Source organism: Bacillus cereus, assembly GCF_002577405.1.
In the GTDB taxonomy this organism is placed as follows: domain Bacteria; phylum Bacillota; class Bacilli; order Bacillales; family Bacillaceae_G; genus Bacillus_A; species Bacillus_A cereus_AU.
The window spans coordinates 589,351-601,676 of record NZ_NULR01000013.1; the positions used below are offsets into that span (position 1 = coordinate 589,351).

Genomic DNA, 12,326 nt, shown 5'->3' on the forward strand with positions numbered 1-12,326 from the left:
AGATTACTTCGAAAAGAATCACTGCCTCATATAATCTTGGAGATAAGGTCCATAAGTTTCTACCTGGCAACCATGAATTGCTGGACTATGAGGGGAAAAGTGTGTAACAAAGGATGTAAAGGATCTTTGTGCCGAACTTTTTCTCGATATGAGGAATGTTTATGGTGCAAAGTTTTTTTTATAGAGTAAAGAGTGAAAATTTATTCTTGAAAAATTATTAATATTTATTCGACAATTATGCTTATTTTTAGTATTTAGTAATTTTCTATGTTGTAAGTTGAAAAAAGAGAAAAGAAGTCTTACATCAGAGGTCGAATAATTGAAATGCGGGGGAGTCCTATGTCAGTAAAATCCGATAGTCGTCACCTATACTTACGGGTGATAGATCACATCAAAGAAAAAATTAAAGATGGAGCTTACAAAGAAAGACAAAAGTTACCATCAGAGTTTGATTTAGCGAAAGAGCTTGGTGTAAGTAGAGCAACTTTAAGGGAAGCACTGCGTATTTTAGAGGAAGAAAATGTTGTCATTCGTAGACACGGTGTGGGGACATTTGTAAATGCGAAACCGTTGTTTTCTTCTGGAATTGAGCAACTTTCTAGTATTACAGATATGATTTCTAGTGTGGGGAAAACACCGGGAACAATCTTTTTATCATCATCTACAACAACTTTAACAGAAGAAGAAAAAGAGAAATTTAATTGTGAAGATGGATTTAATGCAGTAATGATTGAGCGTGTGCGTACAGCAGATGGAGAACCAGTTGTATATTGCGTTGATAAACTGGCAAAAGAGATTTTACCAGATTTAGCTGGATACAATGAGGAATCGTTGCTTACCGTTATACATAATAATACGCACAAACGTATTACGTACGCGGTTGCTCACATTGAGCCAATAGGTTATCATCCGAAAATTTCACCAATTTTAGAATGTGAACCTGAAACGGCGCTGCTAGTTTTAAAGCAAATGCATTATGATCAAAATGATGAACCAATCTTGTATTCTATCAATTACTTTAGAGCTGATAAGTTTAGCTTCCACGTATTAAGAAAGCGTATGTAGGCAAGTTCCATTTTAGGGAGGTGACAGCAAGAAGTTAGGGACGGCAGCGTAAGAATAAAGAGATATATATATTATTTTAGGAGGGGTTTCTAGTATGAAGAAAAAAACAGGTCTATTACTATCGTTAACGTTAGCAGCAAGTACAATTTTAGGTGCATGTGGTAATTCGGATAAGGAGAGCAGTGACAAGAAAGACACGAAAGACAATAAAGACTTCAAGGTTGGTTTGGTAACAGACGTTGGGGGCGTTGATGATAAGTCATTTAACCAATCTTCTTGGGAAGGGTTACAAAAGTTTGGTAAAGAGAATGACTTAAAAGAAAAGACAAATTATCGTTATCTTCAGTCTGAAAAAGAAGCTGATTATATTCCAAATTTAAAAAAATTCTCAAAAGATAAATATGATTTAACTTTCGGAATTGGTTATAAATTAGAGGGTGCAATTAAAGAAGTAGCAAAAGAATCTCCAAAACAACAATTTGCAATCGTTGATACTGTAGTAGAGGCACCAAATGTAACGAGTATTACATTTAAAGATCATGAAGGATCATTCCTTGTAGGTGCGGTGGCAGCTATGTCAACAAAAACGAATAAAGTAGGATTTGTTGGTGGAATGAAGAGTGATTTAATTAGTAAATTTGAAAATGGATTTAAAGCTGGTGCAAAAGCAGTAAATCCAAACATTGAAATCGTATCTGAATATGCAGAAGCATTCGATAAACCTGAAAAAGGTACAGTTCTTGCGTCAGCAATGTACGGTCAAGGTGTAGATGTAATTTATCATGCTGCTGGTGGTACAGGTAATGGTGTGTTCACTGAAGCGAAAAACCGTAAGAAAAAAGGTGAAAATGTTTGGGTAATCGGTGTTGACCGTGACCAGCATCAAGAAGGTATGCCTGAAAACGTAACATTAACTTCAATGGTAAAACGCGTTGATATCGCTGTAGAAAAAGTAGCACAAGAAGCAAAAGATGGTAAATTAGAAGGCGGTAAAGTAGAAGCGTTTGGTTTAAAAGATGACGGTGTTGGTATTGCAAAAACAACTGACAACGTGAAAAAAGTTAATCCAGAAATTTTAACAAAAGTAGAAGAGTTTGAAAAGAAAATTACAGATGGTGAAATTAAAGTGCCAGCGACAGATAAAGAGTATAAAGAATATGAAGCTTCTCTAAAAAAATAATAGAGAAATAGCAAAGGTTAGTTCATAGAACTAACCTTTGTATGTATAAAACTTCCAAATTGCTTAATAAGTTAATAGTGTAATAGGGGAATGTTCCCTGTTAAAAGGAGGAACACAATGGAATACGTAATTGAGATGAATAACATTACGAAAGTATTCCCAGGCATTGTAGCGAATGATGATATTACGCTGCAAGTAAAGCAGGGAGAAATACATGCTTTACTTGGAGAAAATGGTGCAGGGAAATCCACATTGATGAATGTACTATTTGGTTTGTACCAACCAGAACAAGGTGAAATTAAAATTAAAGGAAAAACTGTAAAAATTACAAATCCGAATATAGCAAATGACCTAGGTATTGGAATGGTCCATCAACACTTTATGCTTGTTCATAATTTTACAGTTACAGAGAATATTATTCTCGGAAATGAACCGAAGAAAAAAGGGAAAATTGCTATCGAAGATGCTGCGAAAGAGATTCAAAAACTGTCTGAACAATACGGTTTATCTGTGGATCCATATGCAAAAATACAAGATATTTCTGTAGGTATGCAGCAACGTGTTGAAATTTTGAAAACATTGTATCGCGGGGCGGGAATTTTAATATTTGATGAACCGACTGCAGTGTTAACTCCTCAAGAAATTCATGAGTTGATTCAAATTATGAAAAAGCTTGTGCAAGAAGGAAAATCTATCATTCTTATTACACATAAGTTAAAAGAAATTATGGAAGTTTGCGATCGTTGTACAATTATTCGCAAAGGAAAAGGGATTGGAACCGTTGACGTTGTAAATACGGATGAACATAAACTTGCAGAATTAATGGTCGGACGTCAAGTGAATTTTAAAACAGAGAAAATAGACGCGAAACCAAAAGAAGAGGTACTTTCAATTGCAAACCTTATTGTTCACGATGCGCGTCAACTACCTGCTGTAAAAGGCCTTGACTTAACTGTTCGTGCGGGGGAGATTGTTGGTATTGCAGGGATTGATGGAAATGGACAAAGTGAATTAATAGAAGCAATTACTGGTTTACGAAAAGTTGAGTCAGGTTCTATTGCAATTAGAGGGAAAGAAATAACGAATTGGCCTGTTAGAAGAATAACAGAAGAAGGAATTGGTCATATTCCAGAAGATCGTCATAAACACGGACTCGTTCTTGATTTTTCTGTTAGAGATAATATAGTTCTGCAAACGTACTATAAAAATCCGTTTTCAAAGAAAGGGATTTTAAATTTTAGCAAAATTACAGAAAAAGCAAAGGCGCTTATTGAGCAGTTTGATGTACGTACGCCAAGTGAGCAAACGTTAGCGCGTGCTCTATCTGGAGGAAACCAGCAAAAAGCAATTATTGCACGTGAAGTAGACCGTGATCCAGATTTGTTAATTGCAGCGCAACCAACACGTGGCTTAGATGTAGGCGCAATTGAATTTATTCATAAGAGATTAATAGAGCAAAGGGATAAAGGAAAAGGTGTATTACTTTTATCACTAGAGTTAGAGGAAATCTTAAATGTTAGCGATCGAATTGCTGTTATTTATGAAGGGAAAATTGTAGCAATTGTTGATGCGAAAGAAACGAATGAACAACAGCTTGGATTGTTAATGGCTGGAGGAACAAAGAAGGAGCAGGTGGGTACAAATGGCTAAAAAACTTTTAACAGAACGAACGATAAATATTTTAGTCCCAGTACTATCCGTTATTTTCGGTCTACTTGTAGGAGCAATTGTAATGCTAGTTAGTGGCTATGACCCAATTGTTGGTTATAGTGCACTTTGGACAGGGATGTTCGGCAGCGCAAGTGCGATTGGTGAGACGCTTCGTACAATGATACCGCTTATTCTTGCTGGATTATCAGTGGCGTTTGCATTTCGTACAGGTTTATTTAATATCGGGGTAGAGGGTCAATTGTTAGTTGGTTGGCTTGCAGCGGTTTGGTTCGGTTATGCAGTCTCACTACCAGCTTTCCTTCATATTCCATTATCTATTTTATTCGCAGCATTGGTAGGCGGGATTTGGGGTTTCATCCCTGGATATTTAAAGGGAAAGTTTCAAGTTAATGAAGTTATTGTAACAATTATGATGAACTATATCGCGTTATATGTAACATATGACATTATTAAGCGTTTCTTACACGAGGGTAATGATAAAACGTACGATATTAAAGAGAGTGCGTCATTATCTTCAGATTGGCTTGCTTCCATTACCGATGGTTCACGCCTTCACTGGGGAATTGTTGTGGCCATTTTAGTAGCTATCTTAATGTGGTTCTTATTAGATCGAACAACTTTAGGTTACGAATTAAAGTCAGTAGGATTTAATCAACATGCTTCTCAATATGCAGGTATGAAAGTTTCTCGTAATGTAGTAATCTCCATGACAATTGCTGGTGCATTTGCAGGGATAGGTGGAGCAATGGAAGGACTAGGAACATTCCAAAGCATGACAGCGATGTCTTCGTTTACAGGAGTAGGATTTGACGGGATTGCCGTAGCGCTCCTTGGAGGAAATAACCCGTTTGGTATTATTCTTTCAGCATTATTATTTGGTGGTTTGAAAAGTGCTTCCCCTCAAATGAACTTTGAGGCAGATGTACCATCAGAGCTTATTAACGTAATTATTGCGTGCATCATCTTCTTTGTTGCATGTAGTTATGTGCTAAGATGGGCGCTTACACGCATGAGCAAGGAGGGGAAATAAATGAGCTTTTTAGATATATTAGCCATTCTTGTGACGGGTACGTTATATACATCAGCACCTATAATTTTCACAGCACTAGGTGGTGTATTTAGTGAACGATCGGGTGTTGTAAATATCGGATTAGAAGGACTAATGATATTTGGTGCATTTATTGGAGTTGTTACAAACTTATTAATGGGCGATACTTGGGGAACGATGACTCCGTGGATTGCATTATTATTTGCGGCAATTGGTAGTGGATTATTCGCATTACTTCATGCGGTAGCATCTATTACATTCCGAGCTGATCAAGTTGTAAGTGGTGTAGCGATTAACTTCTTATCTCTTGGTTTAACAGTATTTGCAATTAAGAAGATTTTTGATAAAGGACAGACTGACTTTATTCAATATCGTATTGAAAAGATTGACATTCCAGGCCTTTCGGATATTCCGGTTATAGGGGAAATATTCTTCTCAAACGTACCAATAACGTCGTATATTGCCATTATTTTAGCGTTCGTTGTTTGGTATGTTATTTATAAAACGCCGTTCGGGCTTCGTCTACGTGCTGTTGGTGAACACCCAATGGCAGCGGATACGATGGGGATTAATGTATATAAAATGCGTTATATTGCAGTTTGTATATCAGGGGTGTTTGCTGGAATTGGTGGGGCGATTTTTGCAATGTCAATTTCTAATAACTTTTCAGGAGCAACTATTACAGGACAAGGTTTCTTAGCTTTAGCTGCTATGATTTTTGGAAAGTGGAATCCACTAGGTGCATTAGGTGCAGCGCTATTCTTTGGTTTTGCACAATCATTAAGCGTAACAGGTGGCACAATTCCTGTATTAGATCAAATTCCAAGTGTTTTATTAACGATATTACCATATGTATTCACAATATTAGCACTTGTTGGCTTTGTTGGTCGTTCGGAAGCGCCGAAAGCGTTAGGAACGCCTTATGAAAAAGGAAAACGATGAGTATTTAGAAAGTATAAGAAAAGCTCGCACATTAGTGCGGGCTTTTTTACATAGAATATATGTAATACGGAGTTTTACGATGTTCCTTACATATTAAAGTTTTTAGAAAGAGTCGTTTGTAAGCATAATAAGGAAGAAAAGTTGATTTTTTATTTCTAAAAACTGTATATTGAAGAGGAATATTCCTATATACGTAAAGGAGGGCTATAAATGAAACTAATGGAACAACAACTACATGAGTTAGGTGGTTTGCGCGTACATATTATTCCGACTGATAAATATAAAACGAATACGTTTGTATTTCGTTTTAAAGCGCCTTTAAATGAGGAGACGGTGACAGAGCGTGCCCTATTGCCATACGTATTGCAAAGTGCGACAGAAAAATTGCCTTCTGTGATTCGTCTTCGTCAATATTTAGAAGAATTATACGGGTCTTCTTTAGCGGTGGATGTAAGTAAAAAAGGAGAAGACCATATCATCTCCATTTATGTAGACATTGCAAATGAAGTATATTTACATGATGCACCACCGTTATTTGAAAAAGCGCTTTCTATGTTATCAGATATTGTTTTGCACCCGGCAACGGAGGGGAACGGTTTTCTACCTTCTATTGTGGAAAGTGAAAAAAGAGCACTCTTACAGCGAATTGAAGCTACTTATGATGATAAAATGCGTTATGCAAATGAACGTTTAATTGAAGAAATGTGTAAAGTAGAACCATACCGCTTAAGTGCAAATGGAAAAAAAGAAAGTGTTTCTTCTATTACAAATGAAAGTCTGCATCAATATTATCAAAAAGTGTTAGCGGAAGATGAAATGGATCTTTATATTATTGGCGATATTTCAGAAAACGCAGTCGATCTTGTAAGTAAGTATTTTTCTATCTCACCGCGTCCTGTGAAAGAGAGAAATGTACTTCTTCATAAGCGAAATAATGAAGAAAAAGAAGTTGTTGAAAAACAAGAATTAAAACAAAGTAAATTACACATTGGTTATCGTACGTTTGTCACGTATAAAGATGAAGATTATTTTGCACTGCAATTGTTCAATGGATTGTTTGGAGGGTTTTCTCACTCGAAGTTATTCGTAAATGTTCGTGAAAAGAATAGTTTAGCGTACTATGCAGCATCACGCTTTGAAAGTCATAAAGGCTTATTGTTTGTTATGTCAGGAATCGAAGCGAAAAATTATGAAAAAGCAGTTGAGATTATTAAAGAACAAATGTTGGCGATGCAAAACGGAGATTTTTCTGAAGAAGAGATGCATCAAACGAAAAGTGTCATTCAAAATCAAATTTTAGAGGCGATTGATACACCACGTGGATTTGTGGAAATGCTGTATCATGGCATTATTTCAGATCGTACGCGTCCAGTTGAAGAATGGCTTACTGGTATTGAAAGTGTGACGAAAGAAGAAATTGTGAAAATTGCTAAAAATATTGAACTAGATACAATTTACTTTTTACATGGAACGGAGGGAGAATAAATGGAGAAAATAGTTTATGAGCAATTAAAAGAGACGCTCTATTATGAAAAACTTCCTAATGGATTAGATGTATACGTTTTACCGAAGCAAGGGTTTAATAAAACATTTGCGACGTTTACGACGAAATATGGTTCTATGGATAATACATTTGTACCATTAGGTAAAGAAGAAATGATTCGTGTGCCTGATGGAATTGCTCATTTTCTTGAGCATAAATTGTTTGAAAAAGAAGATCATGATGCTTTCCAATTGTTTAGTAAACAAGGGGCATCGGCAAATGCTTTTACATCTTTCACACGAACAGCTTACCTTTTTTCATGTACATCAAATGTAGAACAAAATTTAAATACATTGTTAAACTTCGTACAAGAGCCTTACTTCTCTGAAAAAACCGTTGAAAAAGAGAAAGGGATTATCGGACAGGAAATTCAAATGTATCAAGATAATCCAGATTGGCGTTTATACTTTGGGTTAATTGATAGTTTGTTTGTAAAGCACCCAATTAAAATTGATATTGCAGGAACAATCGAGTCTATTAGTAAAATTACGAAAGACTTATTATATGAATGTTATGAAACATTTTATCATCCAAGTAATATGTTATTATTTGTTGTTGGTGCAATTGATCCAGAGAAAACAATGGATTTAATACGTGAAAATCAAGCGAAAAAAGATTATAAAAACCAACCAGAAATTGTACGTTCATTTGAAGAAGAACCAGATGAGGTAAATGAAAAGAAAAAAATTATTTCAATGCCTGTACAAACACCGAAATGTTTAGTAGGTATTAAAGCGACAAATTTAAAAGAAAAAGGGAAAGCTCTTTTAAAGCAAGAAATTGCGCTTACTTTACTTTTAGATTATTTATTTGGAAAAAGTTCCGTTCATTACGAATCTTTATATAATGAAGGGCTTATTGATGATTCGTTCTCGTATGACTATACGGAAGAAAATAACTTCGGTTTTGCGATGGTTGGCGGCGATACGAAGCAACCAGATGAATTGGCAGAACGTTTGAAAGGTATTTTATTAAAAACAAATTATGATCAATTAGATGAAGCAGCATTAGAGCGAGTGAAGAAAAAGAAAATTGGTGGTTTTTTACGCTCGTTGAATTCACCAGAATATATTGCAAATCAGTTTACACGATATGCGTTTAATGAATCTAGCCTATTCGATGCATTGACTGTATTAGAAGGGCTAACCGTTCAAGACTTACAGGAAGTAGCAAAAATATTATTATCAGAAGAACAAATGAGCGTTTGTCAGGTTTTACCGAAAAAATAAAATTTTAAAGATACCCTCATCTTATTATTGAAAAATTGTAAGATGAGGGTATTATTTAGTTGTGTGAAAATTGAACTTGTAGAGATAAGAGAGGGAATTTATGGAAAAGTATGCGTTAGTAACTGGAGGGAGCGGAGGGATTGGCTCTGCTATTTCGAAACAATTAATTCAAGATGGATATACAGTTTATGTTCATTACAATAACAGTGAAGAGAAGGTAATTGAGTTACAGAAGGAATGGGATGGAGTAATCCCTGTTAAAGCTAATTTAGCTTCTAGTGATGGGGCCGAGCAATTGTGGAAACAAATTGAACATCCTATTGATGTAATTGTATACGCAGCTGGGAAGAGTATCTTTGGACTAGTAACAGATGTAACAAACGACGAATTGGATTATATGGTAGAACTTCAAGTGAAGAATGTATATAAACTGCTTTCAATGGCACTTCCACCTATGATTGGGAGGAGAAGTGGTAATATTGTAATTGTTTCGTCTATATGGGGGCAAATAGGTGCTTCTTGTGAAGTACTATATTCAATGGTAAAGGGAGCACAAAACTCTTATGTAAAAGCTTTAGCGAAAGAGGTTTCTTTAAGTGGAATACGTGTGAATGCAGTAGCGCCAGGGGCAATTGAAACTGAAATGTTAAGTGTCTTTTCTGAAGAAGAAAAAATTGGAATTGCTGAAGATATTCCATTAGGTAGAATAGGACTACCGGAAGAGGTAGCAAAAACAGTCTCCTTCCTTGTTTCACCAGGAGCTTCTTATATTACCGGGCAAATTATTGGAGTCAATGGCGGTTGGCATTGCTAAAAATATTTACATAAAAAAACAAGAAATTGTACAAAGTAAGTATGATTCTATTACTCAATAGTGAGGTGCTTAAACATGTCAGTGTTAGATAATTTTGATCAGTGGAAGAGCTTTTTAGGAGAACGTTTAGAACAAGCGGGAGGAAAAGGGCTTGATGGTGGTGCCGTATCAGATATGGCATTTCGTGTTGGTGATTATTTAGCAAATGAAGTAGAAGCGCGCAATGATCAAGAAAAATTATTGTCTGAGCTTTGGAAAGTTGCTGATGAACAAGAGCAACATACAATCGCAAATTTAATGGTGAAGTTTGTACAACATAAGTAAAAATAGAGAGGAGATTCTCCTCTCTATTTTTTTTGTATAATAATTACACAGGATAGATTATACATTTAGCTTCCCTATTAAGGTGAAATCATATAATATAGTACGTAGGTGTAAAGTAAGCAAGGGGAGTGATCTTGGATGATTGAATGGTATTTTGAATATGAAATACATAAAAACCGACCTGGCTTGCTTGGTGACGTTTCTTCGTTAATCGGTATGCTCGGCATTAATATTGTCACAATTAATGGTGTAGATAATGCACGACGTGGGCTACTTCTTATGTGTGATAATCAAGAGCAAATCTCTAGACTTGAATCAATTTTAAATACGATGGATAACATAACGGTAACGAAATATCGTCCGCCAAAGTTAAGAGATAAGCTAGCGGTTAGACATGGCAGGTACATCCAACGAGATGCAGATGATAAGAAAACATTTCGATTTGTGCGTGATGAATTAGGATTACTGGTAGATTTTATGGCGGAAATAATGAAAAAAGAAGGTCATAAACTAATTGGGATACGAGGAATGCCTCGTGTTGGAAAAACAGAATCTATTGTTGCCGCAAGTGTGTGTGCAAATAAGAAATGGTTATTCGTATCATCTACTCTTATTAAGCAAACTGTTCGTAGCCAATTGATTGAAGATGAGTATAGCGACGATAATATTTTCATCCTAGATGGAATTGTGTCAACAAAGCGTGCGAATGAAAGACATTGGCAACTTGTTCGTGAAATTATGAGACTGCCTGCAACGAAAGTTGTGGAACATCCTGATGTGTTTGTGAGTCAGTCAGAATACACATTGGATGATTTTGATTATATTATCGAATTGCGTAACGATTATGATGAAGAAATTCAATATAATTTAGTAGATGAAATTGAGCAAGGTACGCAAAATAATTTCTCTATGTTTGACTTTTAAAGAAATATTGAGGTGTTAGTAGTGACAGAATTAGGACAAAAGCTGAAAGAAGTAAGAGAAGCGAAAGGCTTGTCTATTGATCAGCTGCATGAGATTACAAAAATTCAAAAACGCCATTTAATAGCGATTGAAGAAGGCAATTATGATGTATTGCCAGGAGCTTTTTATGCGCGTGCGTTCATTAAACAATACGCAGATGCGATTGGATTAAATGGAGAAGAACTGCTTGTAGAATATCAGAGTACGATACCACAATCTGAAAAACGTGAAGTCCCACAAGTATCAACTGGACAAAAAACACAAGAAACAATGCAAAAATCTTCATCATGGCCAATTGCAGATCATATGCCGAAAATGTTGATTGCGTTGTTAGTAATCGCATTTGGAGTGGTAGTTTGGTTTGTTTTTCAAGCATTAACTGGAAAAGATGAGGAGAAAGTTCCGAGTGCTCAAAGTGAGAAAATTGAAGTTAAAAAAGCGGAAAACTCTCCACTAGATACGAAGAAAGAAGAAGCGAAAGCGGAAGAGCCTAAAAAAGAGGAACCAAAGAAAGAAGAGCCAAAGAAAGAAGAACCTACACAACCAACTGGACAACAAGAAGTGAAAGTGGTTGGAACGAGTGGTAAGGTATCTACTTTGGAAATTCATAATAATAAAACATTAGAACTGGAAATTACAGCGAAGGGTACAAGCTATGTAGATGTTAAAGATGATGCGGGTAACGAAGTTCTAAACACTACAGTGCAAAGTGGTCAAACAGAAAAACGTGATTTATCAACAGTAAAAGAAGTGCGACTTAATATTGGAAATGCAATGAATGTTGAAGTTAAATTGAATGGCCAAGTGGTCGCTTACCCATTGGATCCAGAAAAAGAACTTCACCAAAGATTGGTGATAAAAAACCAAGGGATAGGGCAACCTGCACAATAACAGTCATCGCTTCGATGACTTTTTTCAATGAACAAATGTTTTTGATATGATGGAGGAATAGCTGTGAATTTACCAAATAAAATTACAATATCTAGAATCTTCTTAATTCCAATTTTTATGGTAATTATGTTAGCGCCCTTTAATTGGGGCTCATATAGAATTGGTGATGTTGATTTACCAATTCAACATTTAGTAGGAGCGCTGATCTTTATTGTTGCTTCAGCTACAGATTGGATTGATGGACATTACGCAAGAAAGTATAATCTTGTAACAAACTTAGGGAAATTCCTTGACCCGTTAGCAGATAAATTACTTGTTTCGGCAGCACTTATCACATTAGTAGAGATGCAATACGTACCTGCTTGGATCGTCATTGTAATTATAAGCCGTGAGTTTGCAGTAACAGGTTTACGTCTTGTACTTGCTGGAACAGGAGAAGTAGTTGCAGCAAATCAGCTAGGGAAAATTAAGACTTGGACACAAATTATCGCGATTGCAGCATATTTATTACACGATGTACCTTTAAATTTAATCCATATTCCGGTTGCTGATATTTTTATATGGATTGCACTATTCTTTACTGTTATTTCAGGATGGGATTATTTCTGGAAAAATAGAGCTGCTTTTGTAAACTCAAAATAGAAGTTTATGGGGGA

At 35.8% G+C, this 12,326-nt stretch carries 12 protein-coding genes and 1 riboswitch; all 12 genes read left to right on the forward strand.

The features are described from left to right. Positions 1 to 6: 6 nt before the first annotated feature. Positions 7 to 108, forward strand: a riboswitch (purine riboswitch). A 231-nt stretch (positions 109 to 339) separates the two neighbouring features. Continuing rightward, on the forward strand, positions 340 to 1,065 hold the full coding sequence (locus COC96_RS18985; protein WP_088230083.1) for a GntR family transcriptional regulator: 726 nt from the start codon (positions 340 to 342) through the stop codon (positions 1,063 to 1,065). Between the two features lie 94 nt (positions 1,066 to 1,159). Continuing rightward, a complete protein-coding gene (locus COC96_RS18990) occupies positions 1,160 to 2,245 on the forward strand; it encodes a BMP family lipoprotein (protein WP_098267833.1) in 1,086 nt (361 codons plus the stop codon). 117 nt (positions 2,246 to 2,362) lie between these two features. Continuing rightward, entirely contained in the window at positions 2,363 to 3,895 is a 1,533-nt protein-coding gene (locus tag COC96_RS18995; protein WP_098267832.1) for an ABC transporter ATP-binding protein, read from the forward strand. Then, positions 3,888 to 4,946: an ABC transporter permease gene (locus tag COC96_RS19000; protein ID WP_097902915.1), complete on the forward strand. Its 1,059-nt coding sequence runs from the start codon at positions 3,888 to 3,890 to the stop codon at positions 4,944 to 4,946. Before COC96_RS18995 ends, COC96_RS19000 begins: the two co-directional genes overlap by 8 nt. Continuing rightward, on the forward strand, positions 4,947 to 5,906 hold the full coding sequence (locus COC96_RS19005) for an ABC transporter permease (RefSeq protein ID WP_098267831.1): 960 nt from the start codon (positions 4,947 to 4,949) through the stop codon (positions 5,904 to 5,906). 210 nt (positions 5,907 to 6,116) lie between these two features. Continuing rightward, on the forward strand, positions 6,117 to 7,391 hold the full coding sequence (gene yfmF, locus COC96_RS19010) for an EF-P 5-aminopentanol modification-associated protein YfmF (RefSeq protein ID WP_098267830.1): 1,275 nt from the start codon (positions 6,117 to 6,119) through the stop codon (positions 7,389 to 7,391). Next, positions 7,392 to 8,678, forward strand: coding sequence for an EF-P 5-aminopentanol modification-associated protein YfmH (gene yfmH, locus COC96_RS19015; RefSeq protein ID WP_098267829.1), 1,287 nt, complete (start codon positions 7,392 to 7,394; stop codon positions 8,676 to 8,678). Between the two features lie 100 nt (positions 8,679 to 8,778). Beyond that, the gene (ymfI, locus tag COC96_RS19020; protein WP_098267828.1) at positions 8,779 to 9,492 is read left to right on the forward strand and encodes an elongation factor P 5-aminopentanone reductase; all 714 of its coding nucleotides are present in this window, start codon (positions 8,779 to 8,781) and stop codon (positions 9,490 to 9,492) included. Positions 9,493 to 9,567: 75 nt separating this feature from the next. Next, positions 9,568 to 9,816 (forward strand): DUF3243 domain-containing protein, encoded by a 249-nt coding sequence (locus tag COC96_RS19025; protein WP_000114449.1) that lies wholly within the window; start codon positions 9,568 to 9,570, stop codon positions 9,814 to 9,816. A gap of 138 nt (positions 9,817 to 9,954) precedes the next feature. Further along, a complete protein-coding gene (locus COC96_RS19030; RefSeq protein WP_097902911.1) occupies positions 9,955 to 10,740 on the forward strand; it encodes a DUF3388 domain-containing protein in 786 nt (261 codons plus the stop codon). 12 nt (positions 10,741 to 10,752) lie between these two features. Next, positions 10,753 to 11,670: a helix-turn-helix domain-containing protein gene (locus COC96_RS19035; RefSeq protein ID WP_142340016.1), complete on the forward strand. Its 918-nt coding sequence runs from the start codon at positions 10,753 to 10,755 to the stop codon at positions 11,668 to 11,670. 63 nt (positions 11,671 to 11,733) lie between these two features. Beyond that, the gene (gene pgsA / locus COC96_RS19040) at positions 11,734 to 12,312 is read left to right on the forward strand and encodes a CDP-diacylglycerol--glycerol-3-phosphate 3-phosphatidyltransferase (protein WP_098769144.1); all 579 of its coding nucleotides are present in this window, start codon (positions 11,734 to 11,736) and stop codon (positions 12,310 to 12,312) included. The last annotated feature ends 14 nt before the right edge of the window (positions 12,313 to 12,326 follow it).

Excerpts from the sequence above, each read along its gene's own strand:
- COC96_RS18985 (WP_088230083.1), top strand. The coding sequence starts at position 340 with ATGTCAGTAAAATCCGATAGTCGTCACCTATACTTACGGGTGATAGAT.
- COC96_RS19000 (WP_097902915.1), top strand. The coding sequence starts at position 3,888 with ATGGCTAAAAAACTTTTAACAGAACGAACGATAAATATTTTAGTCCCA.
- COC96_RS19030 (WP_097902911.1), top strand. The coding sequence starts at position 9,955 with ATGATTGAATGGTATTTTGAATATGAAATACATAAAAACCGACCTGGC.
- yfmF (WP_098267830.1), top strand. The coding sequence starts at position 6,117 with ATGAAACTAATGGAACAACAACTACATGAGTTAGGTGGTTTGCGCGTA.
- COC96_RS19025 (WP_000114449.1), top strand. The coding sequence starts at position 9,568 with ATGTCAGTGTTAGATAATTTTGATCAGTGGAAGAGCTTTTTAGGAGAA.
- COC96_RS18995 (WP_098267832.1), top strand. The coding sequence starts at position 2,363 with ATGGAATACGTAATTGAGATGAATAACATTACGAAAGTATTCCCAGGC.
- COC96_RS19005 (WP_098267831.1), top strand. The coding sequence starts at position 4,947 with ATGAGCTTTTTAGATATATTAGCCATTCTTGTGACGGGTACGTTATAT.
- ymfI (WP_098267828.1), top strand. The coding sequence starts at position 8,779 with ATGGAAAAGTATGCGTTAGTAACTGGAGGGAGCGGAGGGATTGGCTCT.
- COC96_RS18990 (WP_098267833.1), top strand. The coding sequence starts at position 1,160 with ATGAAGAAAAAAACAGGTCTATTACTATCGTTAACGTTAGCAGCAAGT.
- yfmH (WP_098267829.1), top strand. The coding sequence starts at position 7,392 with ATGGAGAAAATAGTTTATGAGCAATTAAAAGAGACGCTCTATTATGAA.